This window comes from Luteimonas sp. TWI382, assembly GCF_039674545.1.
GTDB lineage: Bacteria > Pseudomonadota > Gammaproteobacteria > Xanthomonadales > Xanthomonadaceae > Luteimonas.
Genome location: NZ_JBDJNS010000007.1, coordinates 111,056 through 128,728, shown reverse-complemented (window position 1 = coordinate 128,728; position 17,673 = coordinate 111,056). Strand labels below are relative to the sequence as shown.

The following is a 17,673-nucleotide window of genomic DNA, read 5'->3' as shown; positions in this document are numbered from 1 at the left end:
CAGGAGCCCCCCGCGTCGAGGATGTATGCCCCGCTCCGGCTACCGGTGTTTTGTCGCGGGTGGCACGACCGGCAAATCCACCAGCGACCAAGGAAGACAGCCCGATTCGTTTTCAGTACCGCCGAGCTTCGCCGCCGCCTCGGCCCTCTCGCCCACACGAAAAACCCCGCACATGGCGGGGTTTGTTGTATCGGCGGCGACGCTTGAAAAGGTCAGGCTGTCAGCGCTTCCAAGACGTGCTTGGGATCGTTATGGATTGCACGCAGCAACACCTTTGCTGGCCCAGTCGGATCACGGCGGCCTTGTTCCCAGTTGCGCAGGGTGCCGACAGGAACGTCGATCACCTTGGCAAACTTGGACTGTGAAAGGCCAGTCAATGCACGGACCTTCTTGACCTGTACGGCATCAACGTGGAACTCGCGGGACGGAGCGCGCTCACCGCGCGTGATCTCGCCCATCTGCTCCATGCTCTCCAAGAGCTGCGCAAAGAGATTGTTATCCATCATGTCCACCCGTCTTTGATCGCTTTGAGTTGCTTGCGTTGCACTGCGGTCAGATCGTCCTGAACGCCCTTTTTGTAGATCAGCAGCAGCCGAATCTGGTCGGCCTCGTCCACGAAGTAATAGATCACCCGCACGCCACCGCGCTTACCTTTGCCCCCAGCTGCCCAGCGCACCTTGCGAAGGCCCCCTGTGCCCTTGATGACATCCCCCGCATGCGGGTTGCCTATCAGGCATTGCTGGAAGCTCGAATATTCATCATCCGTCAGCAACTCGCACAGAAGCCCTGTGAAGATGGGAGTTTCGATGAAGATCATGGATGCGAATTTACGCCAGCGGCCGACAGTACGTCAATGGCGTATACCTAGGCAGTTCAGGAGGCCAATCTGGCGACCGCTTCGGCGAGCTTGTCCGGGGCCAGATGCGCATAGCGCAGCGTCATCTTGATATCGAGGTGCCCCCCAGTTAGCGCACGGTATTCAGGTCCACGTCCGCCACGACCAGGCGCTCTGCGAACGCGTGGCGCAAGTCATGACACCGGAAGTCGGCCAAATCGCGGATGGCCCTCGGTGCCACGCTCGACGCGCCAGGCATTCTGGCTCTACGCGCGCCCTCGCGCTTCGTCAGTGCCTTGCGCAACCGCCTCTCCTCGTCGGGCGTCAGGTAGCGCACACCGCTATCGTCAGCGCCCTTAGCCTGATTGACCGACTTCGCGAACGTGGCTTCGATCGCATCCACGCTAGCCTGGACGGACTTCTGATTCGCCTTCGCCCATGACGCGTCTTGCTCCGCGATGAAGTCGCCCAAGGTCAGCGGTTTGGGCCTGGATGCCTCGACAACCGCCAACTGCGACGCACGATGCCGTGCCGGGCCAGCATCGCATCGAGCCGGCGCTGTACACAGCGCCGTTCGTCGTCGGTCCTGGCCTTGACGAGGATGCGCTGCGCGAGGGCTTCGAACTGAGGGTCGAACGCCTCGCGCACGCGCAGCTTCTCCAGCCACACCGGCAGCATGCCGGCCAGTTCGTCCAACGCCGCTTCCAGTTCGTCGGGCAAACCGGGACTCATGCGGTCGCCGCCCCGCCGGCTTCGCCGCGTGGCCATTGCAGGACGAGTTCGCGCCGCACGGCGGCACGCTCGAGCTGGATCCGCAGGCCGTCCTGGGGCACGCCATCGAGCGTCAACGATGCTGGCCCGATATCGGTCTGGACGATCTCGATTCGGTACAACGCGTCACCATTTCGGAACTGCATCCGGTAGCCCGGCCACGCCTCGGGCACGCACGGCGCGATCTCGAGCGTCTGTCCACGGATCCGCAAACCGAGCAGCGATTCGGTCAGCAACCGATACATCCAGCCAGCCGAGCCGGTGTACCAGGTCCAACCGCCGCGGCCGACATGCGGCGCGACGCCGTAGACATCGGCCGCCATCACGTAGGGTTCGACCTTGTAGACGGCCGCGCCGGCCGCGTCCGCGGCGTGGTGGATGGGATTGATCATCCGCGCCAGGTCCCATGCGCGCTCGCGGTCGCCGAGCGCCGCGAATGCCATCGCCGACCACACCGCGGCGTGCGTGTACTGGCCGCCGTTCTCGCGCACACCAGGCACATAGCCGCGGATGTAGCCCGGGTCGTGCGCGGTCCGGTCGAACGGGGGATCGAGCAGTTGGATCAGGCCGGCCTCACGCTTGACCAGGTGGGTCTCGAGCGCGGCCATCGCCAACCGTGCACGTTCGGGATCGGCTGCGCCCGACAGCACCGCCCAGCTCTGGGAGATCGAGTCGATCCGGCATTCGTCGCTGTCACGCGAGCCGATCGGGGTCCCGTCGTCGAACCACGCCCGCCGGTACCAGCCGCCATCCCAGGCGTGGGCTTCGAGATCGCGCTGCAGCCGCGTCGCCGCGTCCGCGCAGGTGGTGGCGAACGCCGCGTCGCCGCGCGCCTCGGCGACGCTGGAAAAACGTTGCAGGACGTCGAACAGGAAGAAGCCCAGCCACACGCTTTCGCCGCGTCCGCCCTCGCCGACCCGGTTCATGCCGTCGTTCCAGTCGCCAGTTCCCATCAGCGGCAGTCCGCGCTCGCCGAGCAGGGCCATCCCGCGCACCAGCGCACTCACGCAGTGGTCGTAGAGCGACTGCACGCGCCCGGAGGCCACCGGCAGGTCGTAGTAGGACTCCTCGTCGGCATTGACCAGCCTGCCCTCGATGTAACCGACGCGCTCGTCGAGCACGCTGTCGTCGCCGGTCGCCTCGAGATAGCGGCACGCCGCCAACGGCAGCCACAGGTAGTCGTCCGAGCAGCGCGTGCGTACGCCGCGTTCGGCCGGCGGGTGCCACCAGTGCAGCACGTCGCCCTGCGGGAATTGGTGCGCGGCGCTGAGCAGAAGATGCGCGCGCGTCAGCGCCGGCACCGCATGCACCGTCGCCATCGTGTCCTGGAGCTGGTCACGGAACCCGAACGCGCCGCCGGACTGGTAGTACCCGCTGCGCGCGACATAGCGGCACGCCAGCGTCTGGTAGATCAGCCAGCCGTTGACCATCAGGTCCGTGGCCGGGTCCGGCGTCTCCACACGCACCTTGCCGAGCGTCTGCAGCCAGTGCAAACGCACCGCATCGAGCGCGTCATGGGCCGGCGCCGAACCGCGCAGCCGCTGCGCAAGTTGCAGGGCGGCGGGCATATCGTCCTCGATGCCGAGCCGGAACACGGTCTCGGCCGCCTGGCCCGGCCCCAGGTCCACCTGCACCTGGATCGCGGCGCACGGGTCGAGTCCCGCGCCGAGCCGGCCGGACAACCGCGTCCGGCGCATCGCGTCAGGATTGCGCAGGCTGCCGTTGCGACCGAGGAACTCGGTCCGGTCGCCGGTGAAACTGCGGCGATCGCCGTCGACGTCGAAGAACGCGACGCGCCCGGCGAACTCGGTGTTGTAGGGATTGCGCGCGGTCAGTACACCGCTCGCTGGGTCCTGTTCGCTGACGACGTGCATCTGCGTCTTCACCCGCAGGTCGCCGAGGACCCATTCGGCGTAGCCGGTCGCCGACAGCCGTCGCGCACGATCGGAGAGATTACGCAGCTTGAGCACCGAGAACTTCACCGGATCGCGCAGCGCCGTATAGATCCACAGTTCGCTGGCGATACCGTCCTCGACGTGCTCGTAGACGCTGTAGCCGAAGCCGTGCCGGGTCCGGTAGGCACCGCGCCCGCGCCGCGGCAGCGGCATCGGCGACCAGACATGACCGCTGTCCTCGTCGCGCAGATAGAAGGCTTCCCCCGCCGCATCGGACACCGGATCGTTATGCCAAGGCGTCAGCCGGAACTCGTGCGCGTTCTCGAACCAGGTGTAGCCCGGGCCGCTCTCGCTGACCACCGTGCCGAGCCTGGGATTGGCCATGACGTTGGACCAAGGCGCCGGCGTGCTGGCGCCCTCGTCGAGCACGACGACGTACTCACGGCCGTCAGCGGCGAACGCGCCGGTGCCGTTGTCGAACAGTGCGGCCTCGGCCACCGCCTCGAACGGCCACGGGTCTTCGGCCGGACCGGGCGGCGCGCCTGGCGGCGGCAGCCCATGGCGGCCGGCGTCGATGCCCTGCTCGTCGACGGTCGCGAAGCTGTCCGCATCCGCCACCAACAGCGGCTCCTCGCGCTCGGGCGTTGTATGGCGCCCGACCTGCGCTTCCAGCGTGCCGTGCTGGTCGCTCACGATCACCCGGGCGACCGACTGCACCAGGATGCGGTCTTCCTGGGAGATCTGCTGCGCCGGCCGCACGAAGATCCCACCAGGCCGGTCGAGCACGTTGCCCTCCGGCCCTGCGGACACCAGGCCCAGGATCTGTTCCTGCAACTGCTGGCGGTAGCTGGCCTGGTCCTCGTTCCAGATCACCAGATCGACATTGAGCCCTTTGAGCCGCCAGTAGGCGTGCGCCTGAACCATCTGCCGCACCAGCTCGATGTTCTCGGCATCGGCGATCTGCACCAGCACGATCGGCAGGTCGCCGGAAATCGAGTGCCCCCACAGGCCGGACTGCCCACGCCGGTTCTGCAGCAGCACTGCGCTGTCGGCGCGCAGGAACGGATGGGCGAACACCATCAACCCGGCGATGCGCTCGTAGAGTTGCGCATCGGCCTGCGACGCGTTGATCTGTCGGCGCACGACCTGGCTGTGGGTCCAGGCCAGGTCAAACACGCGATCGGCGAGCCGGCGGTCGCGGTATTTGTCGATCAGCGCCGCACAGGCGTCACGGTCATCGCCGACGCCGGTGACCAGATCGAGCACCGCGGTCTGCTCCGGCGCCAGCGTGATCCGGACCCGGATCGAGACGATCGGATCGAGCACCGAGCCTGCGGTGTCCGACAGCGCACCGGGAACGCGCATGGCCTGCGGCTCGCGGGGTGTGTTGCCGCGTCCGAGGAAGCGCGCGCGGTCGGTCTCGTAGGAGATCCCGACGATATCGGCGCCGTGCGCAGCGAGCAGGTGGAACATCCACGGCGGCGTTTCGTCGCGCGCGCGCGGACGCCGCGTGCACAGCAGTGCCTGCTTCTCGCGCACGATCTCGGTCTGCACGAACAGGTTGCCGAAGGCGGGATGGAGTTCGTCGACGATCGCAGGTGCCAGCACCACCTCGGCATAGGTGGTGACTTCGATCGTACGCGCGTGGCGCGAGCGATTGCTCAGACGCAGCCGCCGCAGCTCGATATCGTCCTCGGCCGAAACGGCGATCTCCAGGTGCGTCTCCAGGCCCCGCCTGCGCCCGCGGAACTCGGCCTTGGCATCGGAGAAGATCGCCTCGTAGTGTTCGACCGGTACGCAGGTCGGTTGGTAGGCAGCCGACCACACGTCGCCGTCCTCGACATCGCGCAGATAGCAGAACGCGCCCCAGTGGTCGCGCGTGCCGTCCTCACGCCAGCGGGTGACGGCCATGTCGTGCCGACGCAGGTAGCCGCCGCCGGCCCCGGTAAGCAAGGCGTGGAAGCGGCCGTTCGACAGCATCTGCACGGCGGGCCGCGAGGCGTCGGGGGTGCGGAACACCCGCAGACGCGTCTCGCCGACCGACGCAGTACCGCGCACCCCGACCGACTCCAAGGCGTGCGGACGGACCACACCGGTGCGTGGCACGCGCTCTTGCAGCAGCAACAACGTCGCCTGGAACTCCGCATCGGCGACAAAGCGGCGCTGCATCGGCTGTTCGCGCAGCAGGTGATCGAGCGCCAGGAATCCCATGCCCTGGTGGTGGGCCATGAACGAACGCACGACCGCATGGGTCTGACCGCGCGGGAGCCTGGAAGGCGTGTAGTCGATTGCCTCGAACATGCCCAAGCGCCCGGAGAAGCCCGCGGCATCGAGCCGCTGCAGGTTCTGGGTGGCCGCCTCGGGCGCGACCATCAGCGCCATCATCGTTGCGTAGGGGGCGATCACCAGATCCTCGCCGAGTCCACGCTTGAGCCCGAGCCCGGGCACGCCGAACGCGCGGTACTGGTAGTTCATCCGCGTATCGACGGTGTTGTAGCCCGACTCGGAGATCCCCCACGGCACCTCGTGCTGGCGGCCATAGGCGATCTGCGCGTTGACCGCATGTCGGGCGGTCTGGTCGAGCAGTGTGTCCGGATAGCTGGGCATCACCAGTTGCGGCATCAGATACTCGAACATCGAGCCGCTCCACGACATCAGCGTCGCATCGCCGTCGACCTCGGTCAGCAGCCGGCCGAGTGCGAACCAGGTGTCCTGCGGCAGTTGGCCCTGCGCAATCGCGACGAAACTGCACAACCGCGCTTCCGAGGCCAGCAGGTCGTAATGGCCCTGGTCGAGACGTCGGTTGTCGACGTCGTAGCCGATCGACAGCAGTTGCCGCGCCCGGTCATAGAGGAAGCCGTATTCCATCAGCGAGAACTGGCCCGCCACGTGCGCCAGACGCTCGAGCTCGCGCACCCGGGTGCGAGCGCGCTTGCGCACCACCGGATCGTTGCCCGGGGCGCACAGGACGCGCAGCGACGGGATCGTGCCCGCGGTCGTCGGCCCGTCGTCCCGGCCGGCGACCGCATCGGCCGCCGGCAGCCAGTCCGACAGCGCGTCGCGCGCCTCGTCGCACGCGGTCCGCAGGCGCTCTGCCCACTGCGCGACCTCGTCATCGGCCGCGGCCGGGTCGTCGGCTGCAGGCGCCATCTCCGCCAGCGGCGCGGCCAGTGCGCGCAGCGCCTCGAGCGTGGACAGGGCCGAGGCCATCGTGGATGGCGGCGAGCCGATCGCACGGGTCAGCGCCGCTTCCAGCGCACCGGCCGCGGCGGTCCAGGGGCCGGTCGCGCGTGCCTGTGCGTTGGCCACCTGCACCAGCACCCCGAGCGTGTCGGCCAGGCCGGCGTATGTCTGCGGCGCGAGCACCGGGGCATCGATCAGCCCCAGCAGCCCCTGCCGCAGGGTCAGCAGATGTCCGGCCAAGTTGCCGCTGTCGACGGTCGAGATGTAGCGCGGCGGCAACGGCGCAAGCGTTTCGGTGTCGTACCAGTTGTAGAAGTGGCCGCGATGGCGCGGCAGCCTGTCGAGCGTCGCGAACATCTGCCCGGTGCGCCGCATGAGGGCCGGGGCCTGCAGATACCCGAAGTCCCATGCAGCGAGATGCGCCAGCAGCGACAGTCCGATATTGGTCGGCGAGGTGCGCCGCGCGACCACCAGCGTGGGATGCTCCTGGATGTTGTCCGGCGGCAGCCAGTGATCCTCGGCGCGGATGCTGACCTCGAAGAATCCCCAGGTGCGCCGGGCCAGCCGGCCGAGAAAGGCCCGCTGGGCCGCGGACAGTTCGGCGCTGCGCTGCGGTGGCGCGCGGCCCAGCCAGGCCATCAGCAGCGGGGACACGGCCCACAGCGCCAGCACTGGGCCAGCGACCCAGAGCGCCCCTGGCTGCAGGCGCCACAACGTCACGGCCGTGACCAGCGACAGCAGCGATGCGGGCCACATCGTGCGCAGTTCCGCCGCCATGCCTCTGCCCAGCGTCCGCTCGACTTCGCTCGACGGATTCCATTGCAGCAAGTGGCGACCGCTGACCAGCGTCCGCCACAGCGTCAGCGCGATCGCCGACAGGCTGAACATCGCCTCGTACGGCAGGCACGCCACGTTGACCAGCGCGCGCAACAGCCCGCGGCCGGTCGCATCGCCGACCTGCAGCAGGTGCGTGTCCAGGCGCATGTCCGCCGGCTTCGACAGCAGGTCGCGCAGGGCGGGCACCAGCACCGGCGCGAAGAACACCGCCAGCAGCCACAGCGTCCAGGGCAGTGGCGCGGGTTGCGTCATCCAGCCGAACAGCAGCAGCGCCAGCGCCGAGACCGGCACCAGACTGCGACGCAGGTTGTCGAGCAGCTTGCCGCGAGAGAGCGTCGACAACGGATTGCGCACGAGGCCGCGCGCACTCGGCACCCACGGCAGCAGCCAGGGCAGCAGTTGCCAATCGCCGCGGATCCAACGGTGACGGCGCTTGACGTCGGCGGCATAGCGCGACGGGTAATCCTCGTAGAGCCGCACGTCGCTGACCAGGCCGGCCCGCGCGTAGCAGCCCTCGAGCAGATCGTGGCTGAGAATGCGATTGTCGGGCAGGCGCCCGTGCAGCGCCTGCTCGAACGCATCGACATCGTAGATGCCCTTGCCGACGAAGGAGCCCTCGCCGAACAAGTCCTGATAGACGTCCGACACCGTGCGCGTGTACGGATCGATGCCCGGCTCGCTGCCGTACATGCGCGCGTAACGGCTGATCCGGCGACCGCTGAAGCTGCTGCCCACGCTCGGCTGCAGGATGCCGTAGCCGCGCGTGACCAACTGGCGCTGCGGGTCGAAGCGGGCGCGATTCAGCGGATGCGCGAGCGTGCCGACGAACGCACGTGCCGCATCGCGCGGCAACCGGGTGTCGGTGTCGAGCGTGATCACGTACCGCACGTTCGCCAGCACATCGACCCGGCCGACGACCTGCTCGAACGCGCTGGTGCCGGCGCCGCGCAGCAGCCCGTTCAACGCGGCAAGCTTGCCGCGCTTGCGCTCCTCGCCGATCCAGCGACCTTCGCCGGCATTCCACTTGCGCGGCCGGTGAAGCAGGAAGAAGCGGTCGCCGCCCGGTGCCGGGCTGTCGCCCAGATAACGCTGATTGAGGCCCGCGATCGCCGCCGCCGCATGCGCCAGCACGTCGGCATCGCCGGGCAACTGCGCGTGGTCGGCATCGAGATAGTCGCTGAGCAGGGCGAAATGCAGATGCGCATCGCGGTTGGCGAGGAACCGCACCTCGAGCCCCTCGACCAGCGCATCGACTGTGCCGATGTCGCCGAACATGCACGGCACCACCACCAGTGTGCGCGACGCGGCGGGGATGCCTTCCGAAAAATCGAGCCGCGGCAGCGGTCTGGGCGGTACCACCACCGTCGCCAGCCAGTTGGTCAGCGCGATGCCGAGTTCGCTGAACACCAGCACGCCCAACACGGCGAGCAGCCACACCGGCGCCCAGGCAACTTCGCGCGCGCCGGACTGCCCCAGCAGGCCGCTGGCCGCGAGCGCGACGACGACGGCGATCAGCGCGAGATAGACCGGCAGCGGGACGGTGCGAGGCACGATCCGGATCGGCGCGCGTCCGCGCACCGACGCCAGCGCGGCGACCGTCTGCCCGACCCCGTCGTCGACGAGGTAGTAGCCCACGTGCGCCTCGATCGCCTCGGCGGGATGGGTCCGTGCCAGGCGCAGCGTGGCCCGCGCAACCTCGACCTCATCGACGCCCGCACGCCGCGCCATCCGCTCGACGGCATGGCGATAGTGGTCGCGTGTGCCGAAATCCATCAGGGCATAGGTCGCGGCGGGATCCTCGCGCAACACCGCGTCGACCAGGCTCATGGTCTCGACGTACTCGCGCCAGTCCATCGTCGCCAGGAAGCGCAGGCTGCCGATGCTGTTGCCGATCGACACCTGGTCGGCGGCCTGCTGCTGGCTCTCGGCATGGACCAGCGCATCGATGCGCAGCCCCGCCTCGGCCAGCCATTGTTCGACCCACGTCAGCGGCATCGACAGCAGCGCTCCCCGCCCATGCAAGCCGCGGGTGAGTTCCGCGACGAAGGCCCCGGTCGCCGGCGGGGCACTGCGCGCCAGGTCGGCGACGACCAGCACCACGTCGCGCGGCGACCGCGCCGCAGTCGCATTGAGTCGCTCGGCCCAGCGGCGTGCGAGACGGTGATCCTCGCCATCGCGCATCACCCGCACCGCCATGCGGCGCAGGTTCTCGAGCACAGCCAGGCGCAGCATGATGGGGATCGCCCACAGCTCGCCGAGCGTCAACGGGGTCACCGACTGGTAGGCGGCGACGAACCGGCTCAACGTCGTCGCATCGACCTGGCCGTCGCCATGCGCCACTGCCTCCATCGCCAGATCGTAGACCCGCGGCAGGCCAGCCAATGCCCCGTGAGAGAGTGCGGGCAGTTCGCGGCTGTAGCCCTTGGGCAGGTGCCGGCGCGCCAGCCGCACCTGCTCCTCGATCAGATGATAGTTATCGAGCAACCACTCGCCCGCGGGCGTGATACGGATTTCGTCGCGCACCATCAGCGACAAGAAGGTCCGTGCATCCTCGAGCAGCGCCGCGTTCTCGCTCAGTCGCGCCAGCAGGCGGTCAGGGACGCGGCGGGACTGGATCGCATGGCCCAGCGCCAGCGCCCTGCCGTGCAGTTCCATCTGTTCGGCACTCAACAGCTGCGCGCGCAGCGGCGCTTCCGTCCCGGCGTCGGCGGGAAGCGCGGCGTGCCCCAACCGCGCGTTCCTGCGTAGGCGCCACCAACGGCGGAACATCCTTGAAGCAGCGACCATAGAAGAACCCGTCGGGCCCGACGGCCCTCGTCTCCATCATTGCACCCACCCAAGATCCGGGCGTGACGATGGATCGACGTGTCGCCGGCGCCGAGGGGCGCCCCCGCTGCGCAGCCCCGCGACCGACGCGCCCGATGGAGCGGCGCCAGCCACCGGTTCGGCAGCCGCACAGCGGACCCGCAGGCGGCTCACTGGATCAGGCTGGCGGCCTTGATCTTCTGGATCTGGTCGCGGATGCGCCCGGCCTCCTCGAACTCGAGGTCGCGCGCATGCTGGTACATCTGCTGCTCGAGCGACTTGAGCTTGGCGGCGAGCTTGTCGGGCGACAGCGCCGCGTAGGTCTCGACAGGTTCGGCGACCTTGCGGCTCTTGCCGCGGCCCTTCTTCTCGAGCTCGGGTTCGGCGCGTGCGCCTTCCATGATGTCGACGATCGCGCGGGCGACCGAGCGCGGCGTGATGCCGTGCTCGGCGTTGTACTCGACCTGCTTCTGGCGTCGGCGGTCGGTCTCGTCGAGTGCGGTCTGCATCGAGTTGGTGATGCGATCGGCATACAGGATGGCCTTGCCGCGCAGGTTACGGGCGGCGCGGCCGATCGTCTGGATCAGCGAGCCGCCCGAACGCAGGAAGCCCTCCTTGTCGGCATCGAGGATCGCGACCAGCGACACCTCGGGCATGTCCAGGCCCTCGCGCAAAAGGTTGATGCCCACCAGCACGTCGAACTTGCCCAACCGCAGATCGCGGATGATCTCCACCCGCTCGACAGTGTCGATGTCCGAGTGCAGATAGCGCACCTTGACGTCGTGTTCGCTCAGGTACTCGGTCAGGTTCTCAGCCATGCGCTTGGTCAGCGTCGTGATCAGCACCCGGTCGCCCATCGCCACGCGCTCGCGGATCTCGCCGAGCACGTCGTCGACCTGGGTCGCGACCGGCCGGATCTCGACCACTGGGTCGATCAGGCCAGTCGGGCGCACGACCAGTTCCACCACCTGGCCTTGCGACTTCTCCATCTCGTAGCTGCCGGGCGTGGCTGAGACGAAGATCGCCCGCGGCGAGCGCCCTTCCCACTCCTCGAACTTCAGCGGCCGGTTGTCCAGCGCCGAGGGCAGCCGGAAACCGAAGTTCACCAAGGTCTCCTTGCGCGAACGGTCGCCCTTGTACATCGCCCCGATCTGCGGGACGGTGACATGCGACTCGTCGATGACCAGCAGCGCATCGGGCGGCAAGTAGTCGAACAGGCACGGCGGCGCCTCGCCGGGCATGCGCCCGGTCAGATGGCGCGAGTAGTTCTCCACGCCATTGCAGTAGCCGACCTCGGCCATCATCTCCAGGTCGAACTGGGTGCGCTGCTGCAACCGCTGCGCCTCCACCAGCTTGTTCTCAGCGTAGAACTGCTCCAACCGCGGCGGCAACTCGGCCTTGATCGCCTCGATCGCGTCGAGTGTCGTGCGCCGCGTGGTCACGTAGTGCGACTTGGGATAGATCGTGTAGCGCTGCAGCGTGCGCCGGGTCTCGCCGGTCAGCGGGTCGAACTGGGTGATGCGTTCGATCTCGCCGTCGAACAACTCGATGCGCAATGCCTCGGCATCCGACTCGGCCGGGTGCACGTCGATCGTCTCGCCGCGCACGCGGTAGGTGCCGCGGCGCAGCTCGTGGTCGTTGCGGCTGTACTGCATCTCGGTCAGCCGCCGGATCAGCTCGCGCTGGTCGATGCGCTCGCCGCGCACCATGTGCAGCACCATCCGGAAGTACTCGTTCGGATCGCCCAGGCCGTAGATCGCCGAGACCGTGCACACGATGATCGCATCGCGACGCTCGAGCAGCGCCTTGGTCGCCGACAGCCGCATCTGCTCGATGTGCTCGTTCACCGAGCTGTCCTTCTCGATGTAGGTGTCCGACGAGGGCACGTAGGCTTCGGGCTGGTAGTAGTCGTAATAGCTGACGAAGTACTCGACCGCGTTGTGCGGGAAGAACGATTTGAACTCGCCGTAGAGCTGCGCCGCCAGCGTCTTGTTGGGCGCCATCACCAGGGTCGGCTTCTGCACCCGCTGGATCACGTTGGCAATGGTGTAGGTCTTGCCCGAGCCGGTCACGCCAAGCAGCGTCTGATGCGCCAAACCGGCCTCGAAGCCCTCGACCAGTTGCTCGATCGCATGCGGCTGGTCGCCCGCCGGCTGGTACGGCGAGACGAGCTGGAAGCCGGCGGGTTGGATGGCGTCGTTCATGGCGTCTGCGATGCGAGGGAGCAGTTCAAATGGGGGCGACCGCCGCAGGCGACAACCGCCACCACGGGAACCTCCGACGATAGCAGCCGGAGGTTTCCGACCCGTGGAGGCGGCCTGCACCGAGCGAAGCCGCAACCCGGACTGCCCATGCTGATCGCTCCCGTTCAGGAGGATCGGCCATGCACCGCGAACGCGGCGTCACCTTGCTCGAACTGATGTGCGCGGTCGGCGTGCTGCTGGTACTCGCACTAGTCGCAGTGCCCGCCTTTGCACAGGCAGTGGCGGCCTATCGCGCGATATCGGCTGCCGAGCACCTCAGGGCCGACCTGGCCCTGGCCCGCAGTGCCGCCGTCACCGGCGGCAAGAGCGTCGTCGTCTGCCCGCGCACCGAGGACAACCGATGCCGCGACGACGGCATCTGGACACTGGGCTGGGTGGTGTTGCGGGACCCGGACCGCAATCTCGCCGCCGACGCCGACCACGACCTGCTGCGCATCGCCAGGCCGCCGGGGCTGGCGACCGGCGCCCTCGCCTTCGATGCCAACCGCCCCTTCGTGCGCTACCGGCCCGACGGCCGCAGCGTCGGGACCAACCTCACCGTCGCCGTCTGCAGCGCCGGCCGCGTCCAGCGCCGGCTCATCGTCAACAACGCCGGGCGCGTGCGGACCGAGCGCCGCCCGGACGCGGTCCCATGCGGCATGGGCTGACGACCTCGTCCTCCCGCACCCGTCCCGGCTGTGCCACGCCTCCTCGGGAGCGCTTGACCTCCCGCGACGAACCCTTAAACTACGCGTCCCCGCCCGAATAGCTCAGCCGGTTAGAGCACTTGACTGTTAATCAGGGGGTCGTTGGTTCGAGTCCAACTTCGGGCGCCAAATTCAAGAGGTCCGCAGCGATGCGGGCCTTTTTTGTGTCCAATACTATTGCGGCCGTCCAATACGACGGTCATCTGCGACTGGCCGAACTGCCCCGTGAGACGTCGCCGGCGTCGCCATCGCACGCACCCCAAACTCGTCTCAGTACGACATGACGCTGGCGTCGTGCAGCGCCCTCACCAACAACCGGACGTCGTGGGCGTACGCTCGCCCTTGTGGTCGATGGTCAACGTGCCACACGTCTTGTCCTGATTTTCCTGCCCCCCTTTGGGCGCCGCGCTGAGCTTGTAGGTTCTGGCACCAGCGGAGCCCGTCACCTGGCTCACGGTGTAGTACGTCGCCGCCTCGTTGTCGCAGGGAAAGCTGGACGGAGAGCCCGTGTACGTTAGGTTGGTCGTGTAAAAACGCTCCATCTGCTGCACTGCCTGCATCAGACATGCAGTGCCCGCCGCGCGGCGGGTCTTGACGATGTGCTGCAGGTAGCTCGGATAGGCGATCGCAGCCAGGATGCCGATGATCGCGACCACGATCATCAGTTCGATCAGCGAGAAGCCCGTCTGCGCGCGACGGTGCGCGTGCCAGCGGACGAAGAACGCGTGCGTCATCGTTAGTCTCCTCGGATCTCGCGCCACGATACGCGATCCCAGCGGGGACGCGAGGTGCCGAGCGTGCGCAGGTCGGACCCGCCGGTCCCCCCGACGACAAGACGACCACGCAGCAGGTTGGGGAGCGTCGGCATGCCGACGCCGGGATTAACCGAGCCGACGGGCAGACGGTTGCTGCCAGACACCACGGCGGCATCGTCTGTCTGCCCGTCGCCATCGAGGTCGAAATACGAGCCGCCGGCGCTGGTGCCGGTAAATGCGTCGAGCGCGTTGATGAAGCCCGAGCCATCAGCGTCGCAAGCGTTACCCGATGGCATCACACTGGCCGTGACCAGGAACGAGGACACGATCTGCGCATCCTGGACGATCCGCTCGCCGCTGCCAGGCAGGTCGATGTACCACCCCTTCGCGTTGGCCGGCAGCGCGCTGCGGGCCTCGAAGGCGCGCGCCGCCAAGCCGCTGACGGTCGTGCTCTGGACAGTGATGGTGCGTCGCGTCAGATCAGCACGCGTGGGCGGCGTCGTGGGATCGTCGTCGATGAGGCCGTAGAGCGTCTGCACCGCAGTATTGCGGGCATCCGCATCCTCGGTCGTCAGGTAGCGTCCGGTGCCGAAGAACACCCAGCGCTTGCGGGTCGTCGGATTGGTGGTCACGGTCGGCGCACCGGTGATCGGCTGCGAGGTTCCATTGGCATCCTGCGCAGTGAACAGCCGCTTGGCGCTCCACAGTGTCGAATTGCTGCTCGTCAGATCGAACTTCCACACGTTGCCGAGCATGTCGCCCGCGTAGACATAAGCGAGCGTTTGGCCATCTGCACCATAGACGCCGACTGGCGCCGACAGCCCGTTTGGCGTCTGAGTCGACCCGACACCGGTATCGATCTGCCGAATGATCTCTCCGGTTTCGACATTGAGCACGATCAGAACGGCCTTCTCACGCGAACTGTTGACGCCATTGCCCAGCACCGCGGCAACCCGACCACCGGCGACCTTCGACAGCAAGGGTTTCCCCATGACCAGTCCCATGTTGCCGTCGCTGCCAGTCGTGGTGTCCTTCAACTCCCACTTGTAGACACTCGTTGCGGTTGCGGCTCTCGGCGCGCTCACGTCGAGTGCGAATACACCCTTGCCGCCGCGACCCAGCGCGCCGATCAACAGATTCTTGCCCGGCGTCAGTGTCCGCGATGTCACCGAAACCGGTCCGTCAACGAAGTAGCGGTGCGTGTAATCGGGTCGGCTCAGCGTCGACAATGCGGAGATATCGATGATGCCGGGAACGTAGGCGAACAGTTCCTGCCCGTTGGCCGCATCGAACGCGTGCAGCATGCCGTCGTTCGCACCGACATACAGCGTATTGGTGTCCCCCACATAGGCGGGCGACGAACCGACGATATCGCCGAGAATCGACGCACGGTTGCGCAGCGTACCGCCGTTGCGTTCCTCCAGGATCGATTGCCCCTTGAGATAATTGGCGTTGTTCTCACCGGTGACGGGATAACTCGACGGGCCGCCTCCACGCGCGAGCGCCGTGACCTGTGCGGTGCTGGGGAAGGTCGCGCCCGCGCTTCCGCTGACGGTGAAGATCTTGCGCGAGGCCCAGGCCGGGAGTGTCGACGTCCAGCTGACCGCGTTCGCGACGCCGGTCTGCGTCACGGTACGCGCGGTCACCGCACCCGTCCACGTGCCGGACACGTAACTGGCATTGAAAACCTGCGAGCCGGTGTCGAGCGAAACCGAATTAGACGTGACGTTGGAGAACGAGCTCGTACGCTGCGAAATCGCAGCGAGCGCGCCCTGGAGGCCGGCGCTGAACTCCTCGGGATTGGACGCAGCGACGAACGCTCCGCGGCCGTTGACCGCTGCATGCAGCAGGTCGTCGATGCGGTCAGCATCTTCATGATCCGTCGGATCTTCCCAGGTGGCGTCCGACGGCACCGCCCCGACGCTCGACCAAGGCTTGTTGCCATTGAGGCCGATGGAGATGCCGAACGTCACCATGTGCTGCCAGAACGCAGGATTGGCAGAGTTGGTCGGGACATTGTTGGCAAGGTCCGTCCGCAGATCCGCCTTCCAGTAACGCATCGCCACGTCGGCCAGCGTGTCCGAGTAGCCGTCCATGTAGGGCGCGCTTGGGCTGTAGCGGTAGCTTTGGTTGTTGCTGCCGCTGATGGTCGAACCGGCGGTGCCGTCCTGATCGCCGACCTTGACGCTGTAATTGTTGCTGGTGTCGTTCCAGTAGCCGTCCGTGGTGAGGATCGCGAAGTTCTGGCGACACGAGAACTGCCCGGATGTCGCCTGCGGACCGTAAGGACCCTGCGCGTCCGTGCGGCTGAAGTACCGGCCGGCCGAGTCGAGTGCGCCGTGCAGCGGCGTGCCATTGTAGGCAATCACGTTCTGCAGCCGGGAATACCACGTCGAGCGCGAGGTCGTTGCCGAGGTGCCCTGCCCCCCGGGATTGTCGACGAAGCGCCCGTCATTGCCGTCGGTGACCGGGATGTCGAAGCTGTTGCGGTCCCAGATCGTGCGAAATCCCACGCGGACGCGGCTGTCGAGGTCAGCGAATGCTTCCGACGCCCCTGCTTTCGCGGCCTTCATCCGCGTCCGGTGATAGGAGAACCAGGTGGCATAATTCGTCTGCTCGGCCGCAATGGTGCGGCCTGTGGGCGTTGCGGATTGACAATTGATCCAATCCCGCGGGCCCGTCCCCGACGAACACCGGTTGTTGTTACTGGTCACGGCGCTGAGCGTGACATTATTGAAGTTGCTGTAGGCATTGACGACGACATGGTAGGTCCCGCCGCCGGCTGGTGGGTTGAACGTGCAGCTCTCGTTGTTGCCGCTCGCGTAAGGTCTGCAATCGTAGTTCCACGAGGTCGGTTGGGCGTTGAGGCGAACATAAAGATCGGCGTCGCCCCAGCCGCCACTGATCGCGATGGTGAGCGCGGTGGTGCCCGCCGGAACGACAACGGTGTAGGACAGTGCCTGCTCGCGGTTCGCAGACAGGCCCGACACCGGATATCCGGCCACATTGCCAGTGCTCGACGACACCGCACCGTACTCGCTGCGCACGACATCGTCGCCGCTGATCTGGTAGCGGTAGTAGTTCTCGCCGTTGTTCAGGTACGACGCCTCCGTTCTCGACGCGTCCTTCGGCACATAGAACGTCTGCATGCCACCGCACACCTGCGTGCCGCCCCAAGAGAGTTCGTCGTTGGTGGAGTTGCTGTTGCGGTTGTAGCGTCGGCAGCTTGAGGCATTGGCGAGGTTGATGGTGTTTCCGCCGACCAGATTGAAGCTGCCATAGACCGCGCTGAAACTCGTGCCGCCGCTCATGCGCGTCCCGTCCGCCTGACGCCACGGCAGATAGGTGATGGCGGGGTTGTAGGACAACGAATTGCGCGTGTACGCACTGTTGGAGACGTCGGGCGTCGAAGTGCTCGGCGGGTTGTCGGGCATCGTCTCGAACGCCATCGACCCCGAATCGTCGAGAATGAAGAGGATGTTCGGCGCGACGCGACTGGCAGTGGTCAACGGATCGTCGGGAATGGTGATGCCCGCACTGGCAGGCAATGCCAGCAACGTCACCAGACACGCGACCGGGCCAGACCACCAACGATGCTGCGAGGCTGTTGCGCGGCGACGGACAGGACGGGAGGTGGACATG

The 17,673-nt window shown here is 67.1% G+C and carries 9 protein-coding genes and 1 tRNA gene; 2 read left to right on the top strand and 8 right to left on the bottom strand.

What is annotated here, in order from left to right; translation table 11 throughout:
- Positions 1–212: 212 nt before the first annotated feature.
- From nadS to uvrB, 6 genes are all read right to left on the bottom strand, one after another.
- Positions 213–503 (bottom strand): NadS family protein, encoded by a 291-nt coding sequence (gene nadS, locus ABE505_RS06990; protein WP_346443126.1) that lies wholly within the window; start codon positions 501–503, stop codon positions 213–215.
- On the bottom strand, positions 503–817 hold the full coding sequence (locus tag ABE505_RS06985; RefSeq protein ID WP_346443127.1) for a hypothetical protein: 315 nt from the start codon (positions 815–817) through the stop codon (positions 503–505). Before ABE505_RS06985 ends, nadS begins: the two co-directional genes overlap by 1 nt.
- A gap of 148 nt (positions 818–965) precedes the next feature.
- Positions 966–1,307, bottom strand: coding sequence for a hypothetical protein (locus ABE505_RS06980; protein ID WP_346443129.1), 342 nt, complete (start codon positions 1,305–1,307; stop codon positions 966–968).
- A gap of 2 nt (positions 1,308–1,309) precedes the next feature.
- A complete protein-coding gene (locus ABE505_RS06975; protein WP_346443131.1) occupies positions 1,310–1,567 on the bottom strand; it encodes a hypothetical protein in 258 nt (85 codons plus the stop codon).
- Positions 1,564–10,176 carry a glucoamylase family protein gene (locus ABE505_RS06970; protein ID WP_346443307.1) on the bottom strand — a complete coding sequence of 2,871 codons (8,613 nt, stop codon included), beginning with the start codon at positions 10,174–10,176 and terminating at the stop codon, positions 1,564–1,566. Before ABE505_RS06970 ends, ABE505_RS06975 begins: the two co-directional genes overlap by 4 nt.
- 320 nt (positions 10,177–10,496) lie before the next feature.
- Complete coding sequence (gene uvrB, locus ABE505_RS06965; protein ID WP_346443133.1) at positions 10,497–12,530, bottom strand: excinuclease ABC subunit UvrB; 2,034 nt, start codon at positions 12,528–12,530, stop codon at positions 10,497–10,499.
- 179 nt (positions 12,531–12,709) lie between these two features.
- Between uvrB and ABE505_RS06960 the strand changes: the two genes are divergently transcribed.
- Positions 12,710–13,237: a GspH/FimT family pseudopilin gene (locus ABE505_RS06960; protein ID WP_346443135.1), complete on the top strand. Its 528-nt coding sequence runs from the start codon at positions 12,710–12,712 to the stop codon at positions 13,235–13,237.
- A gap of 91 nt (positions 13,238–13,328) precedes the next feature.
- Positions 13,329–13,405: transfer RNA gene (locus tag ABE505_RS06955), tRNA-Asn, on the top strand.
- 176 nt (positions 13,406–13,581) lie between these two features.
- Here the strand turns inward: ABE505_RS06955 and ABE505_RS06950 are convergent.
- Entirely contained in the window at positions 13,582–14,010 is a 429-nt protein-coding gene (locus ABE505_RS06950) for a type IV pilin protein (protein WP_346443137.1), read from the bottom strand.
- A gap of 2 nt (positions 14,011–14,012) precedes the next feature.
- Positions 14,013–17,672 carry a PilC/PilY family type IV pilus protein gene (locus ABE505_RS06945; RefSeq protein WP_346446155.1) on the bottom strand — a complete coding sequence of 1,220 codons (3,660 nt, stop codon included), beginning with the start codon at positions 17,670–17,672 and terminating at the stop codon, positions 14,013–14,015.
- Between the last annotated feature and the right edge of the window lies 1 nt (position 17,673).

What these genes read in the sequence shown, in the direction of transcription:
- nadS (WP_346443126.1), bottom strand. Translation starts at nt 503, where the DNA reads ATGGATAACAATCTCTTTGCGCAGCTCTTGGAGAGCATGGAGCAGATG.
- ABE505_RS06985 (WP_346443127.1), bottom strand. Translation starts at nt 817, where the DNA reads ATGATCTTCATCGAAACTCCCATCTTCACAGGGCTTCTGTGCGAGTTG.
- ABE505_RS06975 (WP_346443131.1), bottom strand. Translation starts at nt 1,567, where the DNA reads ATGAGTCCCGGTTTGCCCGACGAACTGGAAGCGGCGTTGGACGAACTG.
- ABE505_RS06970 (WP_346443307.1), bottom strand. Translation starts at nt 10,176, where the DNA reads ATGGAACTGCACGGCAGGGCGCTGGCGCTGGGCCATGCGATCCAGTCC.
- uvrB (WP_346443133.1), bottom strand. Translation starts at nt 12,530, where the DNA reads ATGAACGACGCCATCCAACCCGCCGGCTTCCAGCTCGTCTCGCCGTAC.
- ABE505_RS06960 (WP_346443135.1), top strand. Translation starts at nt 12,710, where the DNA reads ATGCACCGCGAACGCGGCGTCACCTTGCTCGAACTGATGTGCGCGGTC.
- ABE505_RS06950 (WP_346443137.1), bottom strand. Translation starts at nt 14,010, where the DNA reads ATGACGCACGCGTTCTTCGTCCGCTGGCACGCGCACCGTCGCGCGCAG.
- ABE505_RS06945 (WP_346446155.1), bottom strand. Translation starts at nt 17,672, where the DNA reads ATGTCCACCTCCCGTCCTGTCCGTCGCCGCGCAACAGCCTCGCAGCAT.